Below are 22,573 nucleotides of genomic sequence, written 5' to 3'. Positions count from 1 at the left end.
TGCGATCCCCTGGTCAGCATGGGACGGATCCCGGGGCAACCTGCCAAAGTGCGCTGCGCTTTGATGGCACACGGGAGGTTGAACCGGTGGAACCTGTTGACGTCTTCAGCGTCCGCGACCTGCGGCTGTGCTCTGGCGAGTTGTGGGGCGGCGACCATCTCGTAGACGCCCGCAGCAGTTCCAGACCGCGCTGTTCAGCGCGGCCGGCCGGCGCGAGCCAGCCACGATGCGTTCACCGGATGCGATCCATCTGGCCGCCGCATTGGACCTCGGTGACGAGCTCGACGTCCTTGTCGCCTACGACGAGCGTCTCGTCGCAGCAGCACGGTCTCACGGCATCGATGCGGCGCATCCGGGCCTCACCGAGACCTGACCTCCGAGAGGGGCGAGCAGCCTGGATGCCGAGCAGCACGTGGGCGTAGGTGTTGAGGGTGAAGGCGGTCGTGCCGTTGCGGCGTCGACCTCGCCGGCGTAGTGGGCTGCCGTGGCGCGCAGGTCCTGGGTGGCGAGCCCGCGGGGGACGACGAGGCGCAGGTCACTCATCGGGCGTGGTGTCCACCTCATCGCGCAGGTCGTCGAAGTACTGGCGTCCGGCAACCGGTCCTGGTCGGAGGCGACGCCGGCGAGCAGCAGGTCGCGCAGGTTCTGGCGGCCTTGGTCGCGGCGGTGGCACGTCTGCGCCCGCAGCGCGCACAATGGGCGGTCCCGGCGACCGGCCGGGTCCCCGCCGCTAAAGGTCGCCCGGTGTCATGCCGAACAACAACCCCATGGCCGCCCCTCGACCCTCCCTTCGAGGGCTGCATGCTGTCGGGGGCGCACAGGCGGCGGACGCGGTGAGCCTGCTCGACGCAGGCGTGGAGGTCGCCTATCAGCCGATCGTCCACCTCGGGTCAGGGGCGGTGATCGCGTACGAGGCGCTTGCGCGACCGCGCCATGCCGCCGCCGGTGACCCGCTCGTGTACTTCGCGGCGCTCGAGCGGGCCGGGCTGCGACTCGACGGGGAGCGGCAGGCGGTTCGCGCCGCGGTCGAGGGGACGGGGGGCAAGGAGCCCCGGGCGAAGCTGTTCGTCAACGTGAGCCCGACAACGCTCGTCGACCCCCGCTTCGACATCGACGAGCTGCTCGAGGGGGCACTGCGCAGCGGGCTGTCGGCGACCGACCTCGTCGTCGAGGTCACCGAGTCCGAGGCCATCCACGACCTGGAGGCGCTCGGCCGCAAGGCGCGACGTCTCCGCCACCTCGGAATCGGGCTCGCCGTCGACGACGCCGGGGCCGGGCACGCGTCGTTCCGCGTCATCACCCGCCTGCGGCCTTCCTACATCAAGCTCGACCGTGATCTCGTGACCGGTGTAGACGCCGACGGCCCGCGCCACGCGTTCATCGACGCGATGGTCCGCTTCTCCCGCCAGATCGGGTCGCGCCTGATCGCCGAGGGCATCGAGACGGACTTCGAGCTCGTCAGCCTCGCCGGCCTCGGCGTCGAGGCGGGGCAGGGCTACTACCTCGCCCGGCCCACCATCGGCCAGTTCGTCATGCCCTCCCGGGCCGCCCGCCGGGCGATCGCTTCCGCGGCGCAGCGGCTCCAGCTGGGTGCGGCGCAGGTCACCATCGGTGAGCTCGCCCGCCCCGCCACGGTCGTCGACCCCGGACTGCCTGTCCGTGACGCGTACGCGCGGTTCGTGTCCGACCCGTCGCTCGGCATGCTCGTCGTCGCGCACCCCGGTCCACGTCGGACCCGACTCGCGGGGCAGCTCGCCCGCCGGGCGGTCGAACAGCGCTACATCGCGGGGCTCGACGACTGGACGAGGGTCAGCGACGTCACGGTCGGCGAGGTCGCCGACCGCCAGCCGCTCACGGTCGAGGCCTCGCTCGACCTCGTCGAGGTGGCGGCGATCATGGCCGCCCGAGACCCCGCCGAGGCCACCGACGACATCGTCGTCACCGACCCCCGCGGTGACGTCGTCGGGGTCGTCAGCGTCCGCGACGTGCTACGAACCCTCGCGGGCGTCCGCCACCAGGGCGTCGAGGACGTGAACCCTGTGTCGGGCCTCGTGGGCCGGGGCTGGGTGGAAGCCGAGCTGCGCCGCCGGCTCGACAGCGGCGAGGCGACGACGATGCTCTTCGTCGACCTCGACGGCTTCCGCAGGGTGAACGACCTCGGGGGCTTCGCCGCCGGTGACGAGGTCATCCGCAGCCTGGCGCGCTGCCTGGCCGGGGTGGCGGCGGGCGTCGAGGACGCCGCGGTCGCCCATGTGAGCGGTGACCACTTCCTCCTGCTCGTCTCCCCCCGACGCCACGACGAGCTCCTCGGCAAGCTCGTCCCGAGCGTCGAGAGCGAGGTCATCCCCCTCGTGCGGACCGTGCTGCATCTGCCGGGGGGCGTGGACGCCGAGGGGATCGCGTTGTCGATCGGGGCGGTCGAGCTCGAGGGGCAGCCACCCCCCGGGAACAGCTACCTCGAGTGGGCCCGCAACCTCCTGTCACCGCTCCTCCAGACCGCCAAGGATTACGCGGGGCACTCCTGCGTGCACCGAGCGGGGCGGACGACGACGCTGTCGACCTGGACGCGCCGCCGCAGCGGTCCGCGCAGGGTCGCGGTCGGTCTCGCGGAGCCCTCCGTGGTGCTGCGGGCGCTCGACCTCATCGGTGACACGTGCGCCCGCTGGTCCGGCCAGGCGCCGGAGGTCGACCTGACCGTGCTCGCCGCCGACCGCGAGGGCACGGCCCGCCCGGACCTGGCGCGGCTGCTCGACCGCTACGCCGGCCCGCTGCGCAGCCGTGCCGCTCAGGCCCTCGCCGCGGGCGTCCCGGCGATGGAGGTGAGCCTCGAGGGCGACGAGGACGACCTGCTTGCCTGGCTCGACGCGATCGCCCGGGTGACGTCCCGGGCCGGGACGGGCAGCCGTACCCCGGTCCCGCCCGAGCACGCCCTGCTCGACCGGCTCGCCCGTGAGCGTGGCCGGATGCTCACGCGCCAGGACCGCGTCAGCACCCTGGCGGACTAGACGCCGCCGCGGGCGCGGACCTCGTCGATCGCGCCGTACTTGACGGCTTCCTCCGCGCTCATCCAGAAGTCGCGGTCGGCGTCCTTGCGGATGCGTTCGACGTCCTGCCCCGTGCGCTCGGCGAGGATCTCGTACAGCCGCTCGCGCAGGTAGACGATCTGCTTCGCCTGGATCTGGATGTCGACCGCCTGTCCCCGCGCGCCGCCGAGCGGCTGGTGGAACATGATGCGCGCGTTCGGCGTGGCGGCGCGGGTGCCCGTGGGGGTGGCGAGGAGGAACGCGGCGGCGGAAGCCGCCATGCCGACGCAGACGGTGTTCACCTTGGCGGTCATGAGGTGCATGACGTCGTAGACGGCGAACATGCCGCTCACGAGGCCGCCGGGGGAGTTGATGTAGAGCGTGACGTCCTTGTCGCCGTCGGCGTCGAGGGACATCATCTGGGCGACAAGGGTGTCGGCGACCGTGTCCTCGATCGGTCCGCGCAGGTAGAGAATCCGGTTGTCGTAGAGCTTCTTGAAGACGCTGGCCTCGACCATCGCCTCTAGCGGGGTTTCGATCTCTGCCACGGCAGTGCTCCTCTGGACGGCCCTGCTGCAGCCTAGCAGCGGACCGATCGCTCGGCCGACCCCTTGACGGCTTCCCCGGCTGGCGGAAGACTCGCCTGCGGCGCCGTGCGCGCGGCGCACGAGGGGAACTGCGCGTGCCTGCAACCGCATCATCTTCGGGGTCTCGCACACTGTCGCGGGGCCTTGCCGTGCTGCACGCGCTCGGCAGCACGAACGACGGCGCGACCATCGCGGAGCTCGCCGGCTCGACAGATCTGGACCGGGCGGTCCTCTACCGCCTCCTCGACACGCTGACGACGGCGGGGTTCGTGGTGCGCGACGCCGAAACCCGTCGGTTCCACCTCGGCGTGGCGCTCGTCGAGCTCGGCGCCCGGGCGAGCCGGGGGCTCGAGGTGCGCAGGCTCGCGCTGCCGGGCATGCGGGCGCTGATGGAGCAGTGCCGGGAGGCGGTGTGCCTGGCGGTGCGCGACCGGGCGGACGTCGTGGTCGTCGACCGGGTGGAGCCCGCGGGGCTGTTCGTCCGTGTCGGCTACCACGTCGGGTTCCGGCACCCGCTGCGCGTCGGCGCGCACGGGCGGGCGTTGCTCGCCTACCTCGACACCGGCGAGCGCAACCCGCTCGTCGCGCGCCAGCCGCGCCTGGCCGCCGAGCTCGAAGCCTGCCGGGCGCGGGGGTTCGCGCTGTCCGCCGACGAGCTCGAGCGAGGGGCCTCCGGGGTCGCGGCCCCCGTTCTCAACCGCGCCGGCCGGCCGATCGCGAGCGTGGGGATCGTCGCACCGTCACCGCGCCTTCCCGAGCCCGCAAGCCTCGGCCCGCGCGTGCGGGCGCTCGCGACCGAGATCTCCTCGCGTCTCGGGCACGTCAGCCGGGAGGGCAACGGCAGCGGCCCCGGCGGGTCGCGCGACGGCTGATCGCGCGCCGCGCCGCCCCTCCCGTGGGTGCTAGCGACCGCCGACGAGCAGGAATCCGATCAACAGGCCGAGCGCGCCCCCGAGCGCGATCACGACCACGATGAGCGCGACGCTCAGCATCTGGCGCCCCACCCGTCGGCCGCTGCGGGGAGCCGCCGGGCTGAGGGTGGCGGTCTCGGTGCCGGCCGCGAGGTGCTCGTCCTGGGGCGGCCCGTCCTCCTCCGCGGCCCGTAGCGCGAGGTCCTCGACGTCGTCCCCGTCGGCCCCGTCGTCCCCCGCCAGGGCGTCGACGGCGTCCCCGCCCACGGCGTCCTCACCGGCCGGTCCGGCGGCTGGGGGCTCCCGCTCGACCTGGCCGCCGGGGTCGTCGGCGGGGCGGCGGGCGTCGGCCTCGTCAGCCGCCGGCTCCGGCCTGGCCGTCTCGTCGTCGAGCGCCGAGGGGAGCGGCGCGACAGGGATCGGCGGGCTGCCCACCGCGTCGCCGAGGCTGGAGGTCGGGACGGCCGCCGCCAACGGCGCCTCGGTGGCGGGAGCCCTGGACGCGCGAACCGGCGCTGCTGTGCCGCCCACCACGGCCGCGAGGACCCGCTGGCCCATGTCAGGGGCCGGTGGCAGGCCCTCGAGACGCCGTCGCCCGCGGCGCAGCGCCCGGGACCGGGCGCCGCACGCCGGTCGGTCGGCGACCTCGGCGGCGACGAGGGCCGCCCGCTCCGCCTCGAGGAGCCCGAGGGTCCAGTCCCCGAGGAGCGTGATGTCGGCGCACTGCTCCTCTGCCCCGTCGTCCAGTCCCTCGCCGGGCCCCGCCAGGCTCATGAGCCCCCGCGCGAGCGCGTCCGCCGCGTCGGGGTCGTCGTGGGCGGCGGTGGGCACGCCCTGGTCGTGCGCGAGCAGCACCGCACGCCGGACCGGATCGGGCAGCGCGGCGAGGATCTGCTCGGCGGAGTCGTGTGCGGGCTGCTCGGGCGGGGGCAGGTCGGGCAGGAGCAGCGAGAGCGACGGGGCGGCGGGCGGCTCCCGGCGGTCACGGAGGTGCTCGACACCGACGGCGAACGCGCGCGACCGGACCCAGCCCTCGAGGCGTGCGCTCTCGGGAGGCGAGGCCCACAGCTCGGCGTAGACGGCGGTGAGCAGCGCCTCGACGGCGCGTGCCGCGCCGAGCAGCCGCCGGGCGCACGCGTGCGCGGCCGGGCTCGTGCGGTGATAGGCCTCGGCGAGCGCGAGTGGGTCCCGGGAGCGCAGGCCCCCGAGCAGGTCGGCTTCCCTGCTCCGGCGGTAGTCGGGCCGTTCTATGGGCAGCAACCCGTGCTCCTCTCGGCTCGGCGGCGCGAACGCGGGCCCAGCCTAGACCAGCGGCGTTGCAAGACCCGCCGGGACGCGCACCTGGAGACGCACACCCCCCCAGTGCGGATCGGGCGCCGGCGCGTCGTCACGCCAGTGCACTCCACGCGACTCCGCGCGCAGGCGGGCGCTGCCCACGATGACGCGTCCCACGGCCACCATGTGGGCGAGCTCGACGGCGTCGCGCCGCAGGGATGGCTGCGCGTCGCCGAGGACCGCGGCCGCGACTTCGAGGGCTTTGGCGGTGGCGTCGAGCGAGTCGGCGGTGCGCACCGGCCCCGCCCCGGCGCTCATCGCGACCCGCACGTCGTTGCGCAGCGCGGCGAGGTCCGCGACCGGCGCGGGGCCGTCGGCCGGTGGATCCCCGTCGTCGTCGCCATCGGGCGTGTCGCCGAGCGCCGCCCCGATGGACACCGCAGCCCGGTGCGCGAAGACGCAAGACTGCGCTAGGGAGTTGCCGGCCATGCGGTTCGCGCCGTGCACGCCCGTGCAGGCCACCTCGCCGGCTGCCCACAGCCCCGGCAGCGAGGTGCGGCCCCACAAGTCCGTCGCCACGCCGCCGACCATGTAGTGCTGGCACGGCTCGACGGGGACGGGTTCGGTCGCGAGGTCGTAGCCGAGGGCCCTCGCACCCGCGAGCACCGTGGGGAAGCCGGAGGCGAGCACTTCGGGGGCGAGTCCGGTCGCGTCGAGCCACGCGCCATCGGGCTGGTCGAGGATCGCCTTCGTCACGACGTGGCGGGGGGCGAGCTCGGCGTCGGGGTGGTAGTCGGCGACGAAGCGCCGGCCCGTGCGGTCGACGAGGAGCGCACCGGCGCCGCGCAGCGCCTCGGTGAGCAGCTGGCGGCGGGCGAAGACGGTGGTCGTCGGGCTGTGGCCCGAGGCGCGGAGATCGGGGCGGAGCCCGGTGGGGTGGAACTGCACGAACTCCATGTCCACGAGCGTGGCGCCCGCGGCGGCCGCGAGCGCCACGCCGTCCGCGGTGGCGTCGCCACGGTTCGTCGTCACCGCGTAGAGGCCGCCGCAGCCGCCGGTGGCCAGCATCACGGCCGGGGCGCGGACGAGTACGAGCCCGGCCTCCTGGGCCGGCCCGGACGGGTTCGCCTCGAGGTCGTCGACGACGACCCACGCGCCCCGCACGCGCGGTGGCCGACCGGCGACCGCCAGCGTGCAGGCGGTTCCCTGAAGGCGCTCGAGCCTGCCGGTCGCGCGGCCGCGCAGGGCGGCGAAGATCGCCGCACCCGTCGCGTCGGCGGCGTGGACGCTGCGAGGCACCGACTGCCCGCCTTCGCGGGCGAGCGCGAGGCGCCCGTCGGCGTTCCGGTCGAACGCCGCCCCCCGCGCGACGAGGTCGTCGACGCGGGCGGGCGCCTCGCGGCTCAGCACAGCGGCCGCCTGGGGGTCCGCCAGGCCGTCACCGGCCCGCACGGTGTCCGCGGCATGGCGGGCCGGGGTGTCGGCAGGGCCGATCGCGGCGGCAAGGCCGCCCTGTGCGAGGGCCGTCGACCCCGACGTGCCCGCCGCCCCCTTGTCGATCACCGCGATCGCCAGCCCGGGGCGCAGGTCGAGGAGGTCGAGCGCCGTTACGAGCCCGGCGATGCCTGCACCGAGCACGACGACGTCGTAAGAGCGGGTGTCCCCGCCGCGAACGGGGCGCGCAGTTAGCATTGGGGCATCGTCGCGGTGGCCGCGCGCACCCGCAAAGTCCCCTCGGGGCGGGTCAGAATCCGCCCGCGGGGTATCCCATCAAGATGGGCGGGAGACAAAGCCGGACTCCTACGAATCCGCGCAGGGACGATCGAGGATCATCCGTGGACCGCATGAACCGCTTCCGCCTGCTGTCCCTCCTGCTCCTCGTGCTGCTCGTCGTCGCGCTCTTCCCGGGTTTCCAGCGGGACGACACGATCACCTACAGCGAGTTCCGCACGGCCGTGCAGGACGGGCGCGTGGAGACGGTGACGTTCACGGGCGAGTCCCTGCGCGGTGAGTTCGCCGACGGCGAGGAGTTCACGTCCCAGCTGCCGCCCACCACGGTCATCGGCCAGCAGGGCATCGAGGCGTTCCTCGTCGAGAACGACGTGGAGATCGCCGCGCAGCCGGATACCGAGAGCCCGTGGTTCCTGCTCATCTGGATCCTCCCCGCGCTGCTGCTCATCGGCTTCTTCGTGTGGATGAACCGCCAGGCCCGCGGCCAGATGGGCGGGCTGACCCAGATCGGCAAGTCGCAGGCCAAGGTCCACAAGCCCCACGAGCCGTCGACGCGATTCGCGGACGTGGCCGGCTACGGCGAGGTGAAGGAGGAGGTGCAGGAGGTGGTGAGCTTCCTGCGCGAGCCGGACCGCTTCCGCAAGGCGGGCGCCGAGGTGCCGAAGGGCATGCTGCTCGTCGGGCCGCCCGGCACCGGCAAGACGCTGCTCGCGCGGGCCGTCGCTGGCGAGGCGGGTGTGCCGTTCATCTCCGTGACCGGCTCGGACTTCATGGAGATGTTCGTCGGCGTCGGCGCGTCGCGGGTGCGTGACCTGTTCAAGACCGCCCGGCAGAACGCCCCGTGCATCATCTTCATCGACGAGCTCGACTCGATCGGTCGCAAGCGCGGCGCGGGTCTCGGCGGTGGGCACGACGAGCGTGAGCAGACCCTCAACCAGATGCTCGGGGAGATCGACGGGTTCGAGGGATCCGAGGGCGTCGTCATCATGGCGGCGACGAACCGCCCCGACGTGCTCGACCCCGCACTGCAGCGCCCCGGCCGCTTCGACCGTCAGATCGTCGTGCCCCTGCCGACCCTCGACGAGCGTGTCGAGATCCTCGGCGTGCACACGAAGGGCAAGCCGATCGCCGACGACGTCGACCTGCGCACGGTCGCGCGGGGCACGCCCGGCATGAGCGGAGCTGACCTCAAGAACCTCATCAACGAGGCCGCGCTCATCGCCGTGCGCGACGGCTCCGACGAGATCCGCATGCGCGACATCGAGCAGGCGCGCGAGCGGCACACGATCGGCCGCGCCCGTGCGAGCCTCAGCCTCAACGAGGAGGAGAAGCGCGCCGTCGCCTACCACGAGGGCGGCCACGCGCTCGCCGCCTTCCTCGAGGAGGAGGCCGATCCCGTCTACAAGGTGACGGTCCTGCCGATCGGCATGGCCCTCGGCGTCACGACTCAGCTGCCGATCGACGAGCGCCACATCTACCTCCGCAGCTACCTCGACGCGAAGATCAAGGTCATGCTCGGGGGCAGGGCGGCCGAGATGGTCTTCCTCGGGCAGCCGACCACCGGCGGCCAGCACGACCTCGTCCAGGCCACGAAGCTCGCCCGCGCCATCGTGAAGGAGTTCGGGATGAGCGACGCGCTGGGTCCTGTCGGCTACGGCAACCAGCAGCAGGTCTTCCTCGGCGAGGAGCTGACGCGCGGTCACGAGTACTCCGAGAGGACCGCCGAGACGGTCGACGCTGAGGTGCAGCGGATACTCACCACCGCCCTCGACGAGGTGTGCGCCCGCTTCGAGGAGCTGCGCCCCGGCCTCGACGCCATGGCGGACGCGCTCGTCGAGCGGGAGTCGCTCACCGGCCAGGAGGCCCTCGACGCCGTCCGAAGCGCCCTGCCCCCCGAGAAGCGGGCCCTCCTGCGGGGGCGCGCGAGCGTCGTCGACCTGCCCGAGAGCGTCGAGGACGCCATCCACGAGGACGGCCGGCGGCCCCGCGACGAGGCCGGCGTCGCCTGATCGTCCGCACGGGCGTCGTGAGCACGCGCCGCGCCCCGCCGTCGGGGGTCAGGCGCCGGCGGAAAGGCGGTACCGGAAGCCCTCGGGGGCGATGCGGGCGTAGTCGGTCGTGCGCTCGGCGGGGACGCGGCCGGCGAGGCGGGCGACGTGGCGGAGGGTCTCGGGGTCCTGGCGCACGCCGTGGTCCGCCCCGGCCATGCGGCTGATGGTCTCTTCCATGAGCGTGCCGCCGAGGTCGTTGCACCCGGCGGCGAGCAGCCGCCGCGCGCCCTCCAGGCCCACCTTCACCCAGGACAGCTGGACGTTGTCGATGACGCCCTGCAGGACGAGGCGGGCGACGGCGTGCACCTTGAGGTTCTCCTCCCAGGTCGGGCCGGGCCGCGCGACGCCGGCGAGGTACAGGGGCGCCTGGGTGTGGATGAACGGGAGGGCCACGAACTCGGTGAAGCCGGCGACGCCCGCCTCGACGTTCGCCTGCTGGAGGCGGCGCAGCAGGTGGAGGTGCGCCGCCCAGTGCCGTGGCTCGTCGACGTGGCCGTACATCATCGTCGACGACGACCGGATGCCGAGCGCGTGCGCCGTCGTCACGACCTCGACCCAGGCGTCGGTGGGCAGCTTGCCCTTCGTGAGGACCCAGCGGACCTCGTCGTCGAGGATCTCCGCGGCGGTGCCGGGGATCGTGTCGAGCCCCGCGGACCGTGCCTCGACAAGCCACTCGCGGACCCCGATGCCCAGCCGGGCGGCGCCGTTGACGACCTCCATCGGGGAGAAGGCATGGATGTGGAGGTCCGGCACCCGACGACGCACGGCACGCAGGAGGTCGAAGTAGTAGTCGCCGCCGAGGTCGGGGTGGATGCCACCCTGCATGCACACCTCGGTGGCCCCGACCTCCCACGCCTCCTCGGCGCGGTCGGCGATCTCCTGAAGCGACAGGAAGTAGGCGTCGGCGTCGTCGCGGCGCTGTGCGAACGCGCAGAACCGGCACCCCGTGTAGCAGATGTTCGTGAAGTTGATGTTGCGGTTGACGACGTAGGTGACGACCTCACCGACCCGCTCGGCGCGCACGGCGTCGGCGGTGCGCACGAGCGCGTCGAGGTCGGCGCCGGAGGTGGCGAAGAGGGCGAGCGCCTCCTCCTCGCTCGGAGGAGTGCCCGCCTCGGCGCGGCGCAGCACCGCGGTGACTTCGGGGCGGACGCGCGAGCGCCGCGACGCGGGCACCCCCTGGGCCCGGCGGTCCGGCGGCGGAACGCCCCGCCGCAGGGTCTCCGCGGCGATGAGCTGGGTGTCGCCGTAGACCGCGTCGGCGTCCGCACGCAGGCGCGCCTCCCGCCGGAGCGCCGTCACGCCCTGCCCGGCGACGGCCCCGAGCCAGCGGACGTCGTCGCCCGCCCGCGCCACGGCCAGGCGCTCGGGGTCCTGCCAGGCATGCCCCACCGGGGCGTCGGGGCCGGCGAGGCCGTCGGCGGCCGCGAGCGCGAGCACCGGCCCGCGCATGCGCCCGGCCAGCCACGGGTCGGGTTGGCGGACGTACTCGGGGTAGACGCACAGGCGCTCCTCGAGCGTCCTGCCGGTCGCGGCGGTGCGTGCGGCGAGCGCGTCGAGCCCTGGCCACGCGTGCTCGGGGTTGACGTGGTCGACGGTGACCGGCGAGACGCCGCCCCAGTCGTCGATCCCCGCGGCGACGAGGTCGCCCTCCGCGCCGGGTGAGAGGTTCGGCGGCGCCTGGACGTGCACCCGTGTGGGCAGCAGGATCCGGGTGACCGCGACCGCGGCGAGCAGCTCCTCGCGCGCCGGCGGGGGGCGGTCGCGCATGGCCGTGCCGGGCTTCGGCCGGAAGTTCTGGACGATGACCTCCTGCAGGTGGCCGTAGCGAGCCGCCGAGGCGCGGAGGGCGAACAGCGCCTCGGCGCGCTCCCGTAGCGTCTCGCCGATGCCGACGAGGATGCCGGAGGTGAAGGGGATCGACAGGCGGCCGGCGTCCTCGATCGTGCGCAGCCGCACCGCGGGAGCCTTGTCCGGCGCGTGCCAGTGAGCCTGGCCGCGCGCGAGCAGGCGGCTGCTCGCCGTCTCGAGCATGAGACCCATCGACCCGGACACCTGCTTCAGGCTCGCGAGGTCGTTCCAGGTCATCACCCCCGGGTTGAGGTGAGGGATGAGGCCGGTGGCTTCGACGACCGCGATGGCCACTGCGCGCAGGTACTCGAGCGTCGTCGCGAACCCGCGCTGCTCGAGCCACTGGCGGGCCGCGGGATAGCGGTCCTCGGGCTTGTCGCCGAGCGTGAACAGCGCCTCCTTGCAACCCGCCGCCTGCCCGGCGCGTGCGATCGCGAGCACCTCGGCGGGGGAGAGGTAGGCGGGCACGTCGCCCTTCGGGGGCCATGCGAAGGTGCAGTAGCCGCAGGTGTCACGACACAGGTGCGTGAGGGGGATGAACACCTTGCGGCTGTAGGTGATGCGCTCGGGGTAGGCGCCGTCGCGCACGCGCGCGGCGGTGGCCATGAGCGCGGTCAGGGCGGGACCGCGGGCCTGTAGGAGCGCGGTGGCCTCGTCCACCGAGAGGGTCTTGCCGGCGTCCGCACGGGCGAGCGCCCGGCGCAGGCCCGATGGCAGCTCGCCGGGGCCGTACACGCCGCGCCCCAACGGTGCGTCGGCCACGCTCACGCCGGCCCTTTCCCGTCGCGCTCGGCGCCGGGATCGGCGGGGGAGCGGACCGCGTGGCCGCCGAACGCCGCCCGCAGGGCGGCGATCAGCCGGTCGCCGAACGAGTCGCGCCGCGAGGCGAAGCGGGCGAAGAGGCTCGCGGCGATCGCCGGGACGGCGACCGCCCGCTCGACGGCCGCCTCGACCGTCCACCTGCCCTCACCCGAGTCCTCCACGTATGCTGCGACCGACGAAAGGTCGCCCCCCTCGGCGAGCACCGTCGCGACGAGGTCGAGCAGCCATGAGCGCACGACGGAGCCGTGCCGCCACAGCTCGGCGATGTCGGCGAGGTCGACGTCGAGCCCGCTGTCGTGGAGCAGCGCGAAGCCCTCGGCGTAGGCCTGCAGCAGGGCGTACTCGATGCCGTTGTGCACCATCTTCGTGAAGTGCCCGCTGCCGGGGCCGCCCACGCGGGCATAGCCCCCTTCGGTGGCCAGGGCGGTGAAGACGGGTGCGGCGAGGCGGCAGGCCGCCTCGTCCCCGCCGACCATGAGGCAGTAGCCGTGCGCGAGGCCCCACACCCCTCCCGACACCCCCGCGTCGACGTGGGCGACGCCGGCCTCGGCCGCCAGCGCGCTGTAGGCGAGTGCGTCCGTCCACCGGCAATTGCCGCCGTTCACGACGACGTCGCCGGGGGAGAGTGCCGCGACGAGGCCGTGGACCGTCTCGGTCGTCGGTGCGCCGGCCGGCACCATGACCCACACGACGCGCGGCTCGGCGAGCTCGTCGACGAGTGCGGCGAGCCCCCCCGCGGGGCGGATGGCGGGGTCCTCGGCGGCGAGGGCGGCGACCACAGCGGCGTCGTGGTCGAAGACCACCACCTCATGTCCCGCGCCGACGAGGCGGCGGGTCATGTTGCCGCCCATGCGCCCGAGGCCCACCATGCCGATCCTCATGCCGCCCTCTTCCGCGATTGCCCTGCCTGCCAGCCGGTGGCGTCGGGCCAATCTACGCACCGGCCCGTGACGGTGCGAGACTCGTCCAGCCGATGACGACGACGTTCGCCTGGCTCTGCAGTCACGAGTCCTCCCAACCCGAGGACCTCGTCGCCGAGGCCGTGGCCGCCGAACGGGCGGGGTTCGACATGGTGACGGGCGCCGACCACTTCCACCCCTGGGTCGACGACCACTCGGCCGCCAGCTTCGTGTGGTCGTGGTTCGGTGCCGTCGCCCAGGCCACGGAGCGCGTCGAGCTTGCGACGAGCGTGACGTGCCCGCTGTACCGCTACCATCCCGCTCTCGTCGCGCAGGCCGCCGCGACCGTCGACCGGCTCTCCGGGGGACGGTTCCGGCTTGGCGTGGGGACCGGGGAGGCGATCAACGAGGCGCCGCTGGGCTGGGTTTTCCCCGGTTACGCGGAGCGCATCGCGCGGATGCGCGAGGCGCTGCAGATCCTTCGGCGGCTGCTCGACGGCGAGCGGGTCGACTTCGCCGGCGAGCACTACCGCACCGACCGGGCGAAGCTCTACAGCCCCCCGCTGGGGCGCGTGCCCATCTGGATGGCCGCGGGTGGACCCAAGTCGGCGCGGTTCGCCGGCGCGCACGCCGACGGGCTCCTCACGAGCGTGAAAGATCCCGACGACGCGCTGCGGCGGGTCATCGGCCCCTACCGGGAAGCGGCCCGACGGCGGGGCGCCGCGCCGCGCGTGCTCGCCACCCGCTGGTGCGTGCTCGCCGCCGACGAGGAGGAGGCGTGGCGAGCCCTCGCGCCGCTGCGTGGGCTGCGGGCCCCCGGCCGCCTGGAGGCGGTCGACCCGAGGATGCTGCGGGAGCGCGCGGATGCCATGGACCGCGAGGAGATCCTCGGCCAGTACGCCGTCGCCCGCGACGCCGACGAGCTCGTCGCCGTCTACCGGCCGCTCGTCGAGCGGGCGGGCGCCGACACCGTGGCGATCCAGGTCGCAAGCGTCGACCCCCTCGAAACGGTCGCCCGCGTCGGCGCGGAGGTCCTCCCCCGGCTGCGGGGTGAGGTGGCCTCGTGATCGGCGAGGTCCGTGTCGTCGACGACGTCCCCGTGGCCGGCGCCGGCAAGCGCGAGGCGTTCGCAGGGTCCGTGAGGGCGACCCGGCCGCACCCGCATCCCGGGTCGACGGCGAGGCGGTCCTGTGGCTCGTCGACCGCGTGGCGGCGGGCTGAGCTGCGCCGGCGCCCTCAGCGCTCGCGGGTCGGCGTGTGGCGGCCGCCCTCCACGGTCCGGGCGAGCACGAACAGGTAGTCCGACAGGCGGTTGAGGTAGCGCAGGATGACGTCGTCGGGAAGGACGCCCGAGCGGCGCATGCGCACGGCATGGCGCTCGGCGCGCCGGACGACGGTCCGGGCGAGGTCGAGCGCCGCGCCGGCGGGGCGCCCGCCCGGCACGACGAACTCGGTCGGCAGCGGGCAGGCCGCCGTGAGCTCGTCGATGGCGTCCTCGAGGCGGGGGGTCATGTCCGGGGTGACCCGCGACACCCCGTCGGTCAGCTGGTGCCAGTGGTCGGTGTGGGTGGCGAGCTGCGCGCCGACGACGAACAGCTCCCGCTGGATGCCGAGCACCGCGTCGTGCCAGGGGCTGTCGGCCAGCTGGGCGCGGGCCATGCCGAGGGCCGAGACGGCCTCGTCCACGGTGCCGTAGGCCTCGGTGCGCAGGTCGTCCTTGTCCACGCGACCGCCGTAGAGCAGGCCGGTGGTGCCGTCGTCGCCCCGCCTGGTGTAGACCTTCACCCTGCCTCCTTCGCCACCGGAGTCTAGTGCAGGGCGCCCGGCGACCGACCGGACGTTGCGAGGCGCAGCCGCTGTCGGGTACCGTCCGATTTCCCTTGGGGACAGTCTGGCTGCGACTCGCCACCGGCCACGTCGAAGCGACCTTCCCCCCACCGACCCCCGAGGTCTGCACTTGTGAGCGAACCGGCCAGGCACCACTTTCGCGCCCTCACCCGCACCCGCGGCGGCTACAACGGCTCGATGATGTACGACGTGCAGCTGCAGTCGGTGGCGTCCGGCCAGCTGCTGTGGGCGCAGACGTTCACGCACCAGGAGCAGGCCGTGCAGTTCGAGGCGGAGCTGCAGGCGGATCTGGACGAGCTCGACGACGCGGCCTTCCGCCGCAAGTACGGCGTCCCGTCCAACGCCTGACGCGCCGGCCGTGCGTCCCCAGGAGCCGTGGCCGGGGACGGTGCTCGAAGAGCTGCCCACAGCCGTCGACGTCCTCGCTGTCGCGAGCCTGCCGGGGCTGCGGCTACCCCAGGTCCACACGGTGCGGGGCTGGCAGGTCGCCCTCGCCGACCCGGTGGCCGTGGTGGAGGACGCCTGTGACCTCGACGCCCTCGGGCGGCGCTGCGGATGGCGGGCGGCTGCGGGGACGGGCATGCCGCCGTTTCTCGGCGGGGCCGCCGGCTTCGTCACCGACGCGTGCGCGGCGGCCTTCGTCGACCTGCCCGACGACGACCCCCGCCCGGGCGTCGCCCCGCTGCCCGGGCTGTGCTTCGGCGTGTACGACGCGGCGGTCTGCGTCCCCCCCGGCGGGGAGCGCGCCTGGCTCGTGGCGGCGGACCTCCCCGGCCTGACCCGCCGGCCGCCCTCCGAGCGCCTGGCGGACCTCCGGCGGCGCGTGCGGGCGGCGACGGCGAGGCGGCCTGATTTCGGCGCTCACCCGCGCCCGGCGTCCGTCGAGCTGTCGCTGCCGGCGCCCGCGCACGCCGCGGCCGTCGCGCGGGTCCTCGCATGGATAGCTGCGGGGGACCTCTACCAGCTCAACCTCACCTTGCAGGCGGCCGTGCCGTGGACCGGCGGCGGTCTCGCGCTCGCCCGTCGGCTGCAGGCGGCGTCGCCGGGTGCGGCCCACGCCGCCTACGCGCGCCTGCCCGGCGGGGTGGAGATCGTCTCCGTGTCCCCCGAGACGTTCCTGCGCTCGGACGCCGACCGGATCGTCACCCGGCCCATCAAGGGCACCCGTCCCCGTTACGACGACCGCGACCGCGACGCGGCGGCGGAGCGGCAGCTGCGAGCGAGCGAGAAGGACAACGCCGAGCACGTGATGATCGTGGACCTCGAACGCAACGATCTCGGCCGGGTCTGCGTGCCTGGCACCATCGAGGTTCCCGAGCTCGCCGCCCTCGAAGGCCACCCGACCGTCTGGCACCTCACGTCGACGGTGACGGGGCGGCTGCGCGCCGACGTCGGGCTCGGCGGGCTGCTCGCAGCGACCTTCCCGTCGGGGTCGGTTACCGGCGCGCCCAAGCGCATGGCCGTGGCCCGCACCCGCCTCGTCGAGCCGGTTCGCCGGGGCGTGTACTGCGGGGCGCTCGGCGTGGTCTCCCGGGGTCTCGTCGACCTCTCTGTCGCCATCCGCACTGCGGTCGTGCACGACGGGGTTGCGCGCTACGGCACGGGTGGCGCCATCGTGGCGGACTCCGACCCGGACGAGGAGTTCGCCGAGGCCATGACGAAGGCTGTGCCGTTCCTGCGGGTCACCAACGGCGTCCTGGTGCCGGCCGGTGGCTCCGCCGGCGGGGGGCGGCGCGCGTCGGGGGATGCGCCCCTCTGCCGGCGCTGAAGGGCCGGCAGAGCGCCACCACCGCCGTCACCCCCCGTGCGCACGGGCGAAGCGCCGGCGGCCCGGCGTCGCGGTGAGGCCGTGCACGACGACGTTCGCGGTGATGGCCAGGGTGCCGGCAGCCCACATCGGCTCGGTGAGGGCCTCCTCGAGCACCGCTTCGGTGAGGTAGAGCAGCGCGGCGACCCCGACGGGGCCGAACCAGCCGAGGAAGAGCGTCTCGTGCGCGCGCAGCCGCAGGGGACGCGCAAGCGCGAACGCGACCGGCAGCCTGCGCAGCACGAGCACCCCCGCGACGAAGGCCGGGCCCCGCCAGCCGAGGTCGCCCCAGGCACCCCAGGGCAGCGCGACGCCGAGCAGGGCGAACACCGGCAGGACGAGGAAGCGGTTGATCGCCTCCTGCACCTCCCACTCCTCGGAGCGCTCGGCGCGGGTGATGGCGTGGTTGTAGAGCAGCCCCGCGACGAACACCGCGAGGACGGCGTCGCCCCGAGCGAGCTGGGCGACCCCGAGCACGACGGCGGTGAGCGACAGCGTGAGGGCGAGGAAGGCGGAGTGCTCGATGTCGCGGTGGCGCTCGGCCCACTCGACGAGGCGCCCGACGGCGTAGCCGAGCACCGCGCCGACGACGACCGCGACGGCCAGGCCGGCGAGGACCTCGCCGGCCCCCTCCGCGAGCGAGCGCGCGTGGACGAGGACGACGCCGAGGGTCACGAGCGGGGCGGCGAGCCCGTCGTTGGCCGCCGACTCGATCGAGATGAGCAGGCGCAGACGCAGGGGCAGGTCGCGCTGCGCGGGACCGCCTTCGACGATGCTCGACGACAGGACCGGGTCGGTGGGCGCGAGGGCCGCCCCGAGCAGCCACGCCCCCGCCGCCGGCAGGCCGAGCACGAGCGCGGACAGGCCGGTCGTCAGCGCGGCCATGCCGAGCATCCCGACGAGTGTCAGCACCACGACGGGGCGAAGCCGCATGCGGATCTCCGCGAGGGGAAAGCGCAGCGCCACGGCCATGACCGACAGGGCCAGCGCGATCCTCGCGGCGATGGCGAGGGTCGCGGCGCGGTCGGTGCCCGGCAGCTCGAGCCAGCCGAGCCCGACCGGGCCGAGCAGCACGCCCACGACAAGGGCGACGAGCGGCTCGGAGACCGGCAGGTCGCGGAGCTTCCGGGAGGCGACCCCGAGCACCAGCGCCAACCCGCCGAGCACGGCGAGATAGGCGTCGAGCATTCCGCCCCGTCCTTTCCTGCCGCGTCCTGCCGCGTCCTGCCGCGTCCTGCCGCGGTCGCTACGTGTAGGTGTGCTCGGCGGCAGGGTAGTCGCCGGAGGCCACCTCGGCCTGGTAGGCCTTCACCGCGTCGGTGATCGTGCTGCGCAGGTCGGCGTAGGCCTTGACGAAGCGGGGCAGCCGGCCGCTGGAGACGCCGAGCAGGTCGTGGATCACCATCACCTGGGCGTCGGTTCCAGGGCCGGCGCCGATGCCGATCGTCGGGATCGGCACGGCTTGCGTCACCCGGCGGGCGAGGTCGGCGGGGACCGCCTCGAGCACGATGGCGAAGGCTCCCGCCGCGGCGAGCGCCGCCGCGGCGGCGACGATCGCCTCCGCCCCCGCCTCGTCGCGCCCCTGTACCCGGTGGCCCATCTGCAGCACGCTCTGCGGCGTGAGCCCCAGGTGACCCATGACGGGGATGCCGATGGCGACGAGGCGGGCGACGAGGTCGACGACCCGGGCCGCGCCCTCGAGCTTCACCGCCGTCGCGCCACCCTCCTTGACGAGCCGGCCGGCGTTTCGCACCCCGTCCTCCACCGACACCTGGTAGCTCATGAACGGCAGGTCCGCGACCACGACCGCACGGCGCGCGCCGCGGCGCACCGCCCGAGTGTGATGCAGCATGTCGGCCATCGTCACCGGCACGGTCGAGTCGTAGCCGAGGACGTTGTCACCGACGGAGTCGCCGACGAGCAGGATCGGCACCCCCGCCTCGTCCAGGATCTCCGCGGTGGGATGGTCGTAGGCGGTGAGCATGGCGAAGCGCTCGCCGCGCTCCTTGTAGGCCTGGACGTCACGGATGGACAACGGTCGCTGGAGGTGCGCGCTCATGGCAGACCACGGCCTTTCGACGCCTGCCGGCCCGCCTCGCTGTCCACGGCGACGCTGTACGGGTCCAGCGGCTCCATGGCAGTCTACCGCGCCATGCGAGTGGTCCTGCAACGGGTGCGTCGCGCGTCGGTCGCGGTCGCGGGTGAGACGGTGGGGGCGATCGGGCACGGCCTCGTCGCGCTCGTCGGCGTCGGCGCGCGCTCAACGCCCGGGGACGCCGCATGGCTCGCGGCGAAGACCGACGGGCTGCGCATCTTCGCCGACGACGCCGGGCACATGAACCGCTGCCGGCTCGACGTCGGGGGCGGGGTGCTCGCGATCAGCCAGTTCACCCTCTACGGCGACGTGCGGAAGGGCCGGCGCCCGTCGTTCGTCGGCGCCGCCGAACCCGCCCACGGCGAGCGCTGCTACACCGCCTACTGCGAAGCGCTGCGCGCGCCGGTGGCGCGCGGCGTGTTCGGGGCGCACATGGTCATCGACTTCGTCGCCGACGGCCCGGTCACCCTCCTGCTCGAACGCGAGGGCGGCCGGGTCAGCCCCGCCATCCCTGCGTGATCGGCAGGCGGCGGTCCTTGCCGAAGGCCCGAGCGGTGATCTTCGCGCCCGGGGCCGCCTGCCGGCGCTTGTACTCGGCCCGGTCGACCCGGTCGGTCACCTCCCGCACGACGGCCTCGTCGAAGCCGCGGGCGGCAAGCTCGGCGACGCTCGCGTCCTCCTCGACGTAGCCCTGCAGGATGGGGTCGAGGACGTCGTACGAGGGCAGCGAGTCGGTGTCGCGCTGGTCGTGGCGCAGTTCGGCGGAGGGCTCCTTGGTGAGTACCGCCGGGGGGATGACCGCGCCCGTGCGGTTGCGGTGGTGGCAGAGTGCGTACACGGTCGTCTTCCAGACGTCCTTCAGCGGCGCGAAGCCCCCGGCCATGTCGCCGTACAAGGTTGCGTAGCCGACCGCGAGCTCGCTCTTGTTGCCGGTCGCGAGCACGAGCCCGCCGAACTTGTTCGACAGCGCCATGAGCAGGGTCCCGCGGATGCGCGCCTGGATGTTCTCCTCGGCCAGGCCCGGCTGGGTGCCGGAGAAGGGCTCGGAGAGCGCGTCATCGAACGACGCCATCACCTTGTCGATCGGCAGCTCGAGGTAGCGGCAGCCGAGGTTGGCGGCCAGCGCCCTGGCGTCGGCGAGCGAGTGCTCGGAGCTGTAGGGCGAGGGCATCGCCACGCCGGTCAGCGCGTCCGCCCCGAGCGCGTCGGCGCCGACCGCGGCCGTGAGCGAGGAGTCCACCCCGCCCGACAGGCCGACGAACACGCGGTCGAAGCCGTTCTTGCGGACGTAGTCGCGCGTTGCCAGCACGAGCGCGTCGTAGACGTCCGCGGTGGGGTCGGCGGGCTCCTCGACGAGGGGAGGGGGCACCGGCGCCTCGTCGCCGACCGCGACGTCGACGACGAGCAGGTCGGGCGCGAAGCGCGCCGCACGCGCCACGACGGCCCCGTCGGGGCGCATGACGAACGAGTCACCGTCGAACACGACCTCGTCCTGGCCCCCGACCTGGTTGACGTAGGCGACCCACACGCCGCCCTCCCGGGCGTGATGGGCCGCCCAGCGCTCGCGTTCGGCCCGCTTGTGGCGTTGGTAGGGGCTCGCGTTCATCGACACGACGACGTCGGCACCGGCCCTGGCGGAGTCCGCGACCGGACCGCCCTCGCCCCACAGGTCCTCGCAGATCGTCACCGCGACCCGTCCGTCGCCGGCGGCGAAGCCGACGAGCTCGTGGCCGGCACGGAAGTAGCGGGCCTCGTCGAACACGCCGTAGTTGGGTATGCGGTGCTTGCGGTACACCCGCGCGACGCCGCCCTCGCGGAGGACCGCGGCGGCGTTGGCGAGGCGCTGCACCGACGGCGCCTCGCTCATGACCGGGCGGGCCCAGCGGGTCGCGGCATCGTCGAGTCGCTCGGTGAAGCCCACGAGCAGCGGCACGCGCCCGACCCCGCCGGCGAGCGCGTCGAGGCTGTCGCGCACCGCGGCGACGAACGCGGACTTGAGGACGAGGTCCTCGGGCGGGTAGCCGGTGAGGGACAGCTCGCCGGTCACCACGACGTCGGCTCCGCCGGCCACCGCGTTGTCGTAGGCGGCGCGGATGGCCTCGGCGTTGCCTCCGACGTCACCGACGACGGGGTTGAGCTGCGCGAGCGCGAGCCTCATGCGGGCGTCCTTTTACACCGCGGAAACACGAGAGCAACGGGGCGGTAAGCCCGTCCTCCTACCGTGCCCACCGTAGCGGTCCGGCTATCACGCCGACCGGCCACATACCGAGACGGAGGGGTCGAATGGACGCGATGGAGGCTGTCGAGGGCCTCGAGCTCAGCATGATGGTGATCTACCTGATGGTCGCCACCGTGCTGGTGTTCATCATGCACGCGGGCTTCATGTGCCTGGAGGCTGGACTCGTCCGGTCGAAGAACGCGGCGAACATCGTCATGAAGAACCTCATGACGATCGCCGTCGGCATGGTCGTGTACTTCCTCATCGGCTGGGGGCTCATGTACGGCACGAACGTCGCCGGGCTGTTCGGGTCGGACAGCTTCGCACTGATCGGCGGCAGCTACGCGCCCGACGCGACGCTCGAGATGGACTTCGCGTTCCAGGCGATGTTCGCGGCCACCGCCGCGACGATCGTCTCCGGGGCGGTCGCCGAGCGGATGAAGTTCGGGGCCTATGTCGCCATCGCCGCCGGCATGACCGCGCTGATCTACCCGATCGTCGGCGCCTGGACGTGGGGCGGCGGCTGGCTCGACGCGCTCGGCTTCACCGACTTCGCCGGCTCCACCATCGTGCACATGACCGGTGGCATCGCCGGCCTGGTGGCCACCGTCTTCCTCGGAGCGCGCATCGGCAAGTTCGGCCCCGACGGCAAGGCGCGGGCGATCCCCGGCCACTCCATGCCGCTCGGCATGCTCGGTGTGCTCCTGCTCTTCTTCGGCTGGTTCGGCTTCAACGGCGGGTCGGTGCTCGCGCTGGACGGGGAGACGATCGCGAAGGTACTCGTCACCACGGCGCTGGCCGGTGGCGCCGGGGGGGTCGCCGCGGCCTACTTCACGCGGGTGCGCTACGGCAAGTTCGACGTCGCCATGACCGGCAACGGCATCCTCGCCGGCCTCGTCGGCATTACGGCCGGCGCGGACGTCGTGAGCAACTTCGGCGCCCTCGCGGTCGGCCTCGTCGCCGGTGTGGTCGTCGCGCTCGCCGTCGCCTTCTTCGACGCCATCCGTGTCGACGACCCGGTCGGCGCGGTCAGCGTCCACGGCGTCTGCGGCATTGTCGGCACCCTGTGGGTCGGCCTCGCGCACACCGAGGAAGGCCTGTTCTACGGCGGCGGCGTGTCCCTGCTCCTGGCGCAGGTCATCGGCGTGCTCGCCGTGGCCCTCTGGGTCGCCGTCGCCATGGCGCTGCTGCTCTCCGTCATCAAGGCGGTGATCGGGCTGCGCGTGTCCGAGGACGAGGAGGTCGAGGGCCTCGACATCCACGAGCACGGCATGTACGCCTACCCCGAGGCGGCGCTCGGCACGTCGGCCTACCCGGCCGGCCCGGTGACCGAGCCGACGACTGGTGTCGCGCGTGGCCTGCCGCCCCGGGAAGCCAAGCCACCGGCCATGCACGGCTGATACCCGCGGGCCCGCAGGGGGCTCGCGGATCCCGCAGAGCAGCGCAGCACCGGTC

Annotated in this window: 18 protein-coding genes; 9 read left to right on the top strand and 9 right to left on the bottom strand. The window is 73.9% G+C overall.

Translation table 11 applies throughout. From position 1 onward, the window contains the following. Positions 1-226: 226 nt before the first annotated feature. Positions 227-373 (top strand): hypothetical protein, encoded by a 147-nt coding sequence (locus VM324_09810; protein ID HVL99572.1) that lies wholly within the window; start codon positions 227-229, stop codon positions 371-373. A 460-nt stretch (positions 374-833) separates the two neighbouring features. Beyond that, positions 834-3,005: a GGDEF domain-containing protein gene (locus VM324_09805; GenBank protein HVL99571.1), complete on the top strand. Its 2,172-nt coding sequence runs from the start codon at positions 834-836 to the stop codon at positions 3,003-3,005. On the opposite strand, the gene VM324_09800 is transcribed toward VM324_09805, so the two are convergent. Further along, positions 3,002-3,571 carry an ATP-dependent Clp protease proteolytic subunit gene (locus tag VM324_09800; GenBank protein ID HVL99570.1) on the bottom strand — a complete coding sequence of 190 codons (570 nt, stop codon included), beginning with the start codon at positions 3,569-3,571 and terminating at the stop codon, positions 3,002-3,004. The two genes, VM324_09805 and VM324_09800, sit on opposite strands and share 4 nt — an antisense overlap. Before the next feature lie 134 nt (positions 3,572-3,705). Between VM324_09800 and VM324_09795 the strand changes: the two genes are divergently transcribed. Continuing rightward, the gene (locus tag VM324_09795) at positions 3,706-4,482 is read left to right on the top strand and encodes an IclR family transcriptional regulator (protein ID HVL99569.1); all 777 of its coding nucleotides are present in this window, start codon (positions 3,706-3,708) and stop codon (positions 4,480-4,482) included. A gap of 30 nt (positions 4,483-4,512) precedes the next feature. On the opposite strand, the gene VM324_09790 is transcribed toward VM324_09795, so the two are convergent. Further along, positions 4,513-5,781 (bottom strand): hypothetical protein, encoded by a 1,269-nt coding sequence (locus tag VM324_09790; protein HVL99568.1) that lies wholly within the window; start codon positions 5,779-5,781, stop codon positions 4,513-4,515. Between the two features lie 42 nt (positions 5,782-5,823). Beyond that, complete coding sequence (locus VM324_09785; GenBank protein HVL99567.1) at positions 5,824-7,488, bottom strand: FAD-binding protein; 1,665 nt, start codon at positions 7,486-7,488, stop codon at positions 5,824-5,826. A 152-nt stretch (positions 7,489-7,640) separates the two neighbouring features. Between VM324_09785 and ftsH the strand changes: the two genes are divergently transcribed. Continuing rightward, complete coding sequence (gene ftsH / locus VM324_09780) at positions 7,641-9,536, top strand: ATP-dependent zinc metalloprotease FtsH (protein ID HVL99566.1); 1,896 nt, start codon at positions 7,641-7,643, stop codon at positions 9,534-9,536. A 48-nt stretch (positions 9,537-9,584) separates the two neighbouring features. Here the strand turns inward: ftsH and VM324_09775 are convergent, their stop codons facing one another. Together VM324_09775 and gnd are read right to left on the bottom strand one after the other, a co-directional pair. Next, positions 9,585-12,191: a bifunctional FO biosynthesis protein CofGH gene (locus VM324_09775; protein HVL99565.1), complete on the bottom strand. Its 2,607-nt coding sequence runs from the start codon at positions 12,189-12,191 to the stop codon at positions 9,585-9,587. Between the two features lie 2 nt (positions 12,192-12,193). Beyond that, positions 12,194-13,132, bottom strand: coding sequence for a decarboxylating 6-phosphogluconate dehydrogenase (gnd, locus tag VM324_09770; GenBank protein HVL99564.1), 939 nt, complete (start codon positions 13,130-13,132; stop codon positions 12,194-12,196). Between the two features lie 92 nt (positions 13,133-13,224). Between gnd and VM324_09765 the strand changes: the two genes are divergently transcribed. Next, a complete protein-coding gene (locus VM324_09765) occupies positions 13,225-14,217 on the top strand; it encodes a TIGR03557 family F420-dependent LLM class oxidoreductase (protein HVL99563.1) in 993 nt (330 codons plus the stop codon). A 169-nt stretch (positions 14,218-14,386) separates the two neighbouring features. On the opposite strand, the gene VM324_09760 is transcribed toward VM324_09765, so the two are convergent. After that, a complete protein-coding gene (locus VM324_09760; protein ID HVL99562.1) occupies positions 14,387-14,935 on the bottom strand; it encodes a cob(I)yrinic acid a,c-diamide adenosyltransferase in 549 nt (182 codons plus the stop codon). A 174-nt stretch (positions 14,936-15,109) separates the two neighbouring features. On the opposite strand from VM324_09760, the gene VM324_09755 reads away from it, so the two are divergent. Further along, positions 15,110-15,346, top strand: a complete 237-nt coding sequence (locus VM324_09755; protein HVL99561.1) for a hypothetical protein — start codon at positions 15,110-15,112, stop codon at positions 15,344-15,346. Between the two features lie 10 nt (positions 15,347-15,356). Continuing rightward, the gene (locus VM324_09750) at positions 15,357-16,766 is read left to right on the top strand and encodes an anthranilate synthase component I family protein (GenBank protein HVL99560.1); all 1,410 of its coding nucleotides are present in this window, start codon (positions 15,357-15,359) and stop codon (positions 16,764-16,766) included. A 27-nt stretch (positions 16,767-16,793) separates the two neighbouring features. Here VM324_09750 and VM324_09745 read toward each other — a convergent pair whose 3' ends face one another. Then, positions 16,794-17,993, bottom strand: a complete 1,200-nt coding sequence (locus VM324_09745) for a cation:proton antiporter (GenBank protein HVL99559.1) — start codon at positions 17,991-17,993, stop codon at positions 16,794-16,796. Between the two features lie 58 nt (positions 17,994-18,051). Further along, on the bottom strand, positions 18,052-18,864 hold the full coding sequence (gene panB / locus VM324_09740) for a 3-methyl-2-oxobutanoate hydroxymethyltransferase (protein HVL99558.1): 813 nt from the start codon (positions 18,862-18,864) through the stop codon (positions 18,052-18,054). 75 nt (positions 18,865-18,939) lie between these two features. Here panB and dtd point away from each other — a divergent pair, with 75 nt between their 5' ends. Beyond that, positions 18,940-19,419 carry a D-aminoacyl-tRNA deacylase gene (gene dtd, locus VM324_09735; protein ID HVL99557.1) on the top strand — a complete coding sequence of 160 codons (480 nt, stop codon included), beginning with the start codon at positions 18,940-18,942 and terminating at the stop codon, positions 19,417-19,419. Here dtd and VM324_09730 read toward each other — a convergent pair. Next, the gene (locus VM324_09730) at positions 19,397-21,058 is read right to left on the bottom strand and encodes an NAD+ synthase (GenBank protein HVL99556.1); all 1,662 of its coding nucleotides are present in this window, start codon (positions 21,056-21,058) and stop codon (positions 19,397-19,399) included. The two genes, dtd and VM324_09730, sit on opposite strands and share 23 nt — an antisense overlap. A gap of 134 nt (positions 21,059-21,192) precedes the next feature. Here VM324_09730 and VM324_09725 point away from each other — a divergent pair, with 134 nt between their 5' ends. Continuing rightward, positions 21,193-22,518 (top strand): ammonium transporter, encoded by a 1,326-nt coding sequence (locus tag VM324_09725; GenBank protein ID HVL99555.1) that lies wholly within the window; start codon positions 21,193-21,195, stop codon positions 22,516-22,518. The last annotated feature ends 55 nt before the right edge of the window (positions 22,519-22,573 follow it).

It is taken from the genome of Egibacteraceae bacterium (assembly GCA_035540635.1).
Taxonomy (GTDB): Bacteria; Actinomycetota; Nitriliruptoria; order Euzebyales; family Egibacteraceae; genus DATLGH01.
Note: the sequence above shows the minus strand (reverse complement) of the source record. Positions and strands in the feature narration are given on the sequence as shown.

Coding starts and splice junctions, on each gene's coding strand:
- VM324_09745 (HVL99559.1), bottom strand. CDS start 17,993: ATGCTCGACGCCTATCTCGCCGTGCTCGGCGGGTTGGCGCTGGTGCTC.
- VM324_09785 (HVL99567.1), bottom strand. CDS start 7,488: ATGCTAACTGCGCGCCCCGTTCGCGGCGGGGACACCCGCTCTTACGAC.
- dtd (HVL99557.1), top strand. CDS start 18,940: ATGGCAGTCTACCGCGCCATGCGAGTGGTCCTGCAACGGGTGCGTCGC.
- VM324_09765 (HVL99563.1), top strand. CDS start 13,225: ATGACGACGACGTTCGCCTGGCTCTGCAGTCACGAGTCCTCCCAACCC.
- VM324_09725 (HVL99555.1), top strand. CDS start 21,193: ATGGAGGCTGTCGAGGGCCTCGAGCTCAGCATGATGGTGATCTACCTG.
- gnd (HVL99564.1), bottom strand. CDS start 13,132: ATGAGGATCGGCATGGTGGGCCTCGGGCGCATGGGCGGCAACATGACC.
- panB (HVL99558.1), bottom strand. CDS start 18,864: ATGAGCGCGCACCTCCAGCGACCGTTGTCCATCCGTGACGTCCAGGCC.
- VM324_09810 (HVL99572.1), top strand. CDS start 227: ATGCGTTCACCGGATGCGATCCATCTGGCCGCCGCATTGGACCTCGGT.
- VM324_09730 (HVL99556.1), bottom strand. CDS start 21,058: ATGAGGCTCGCGCTCGCGCAGCTCAACCCCGTCGTCGGTGACGTCGGA.
- ftsH (HVL99566.1), top strand. CDS start 7,641: ATGAACCGCTTCCGCCTGCTGTCCCTCCTGCTCCTCGTGCTGCTCGTC.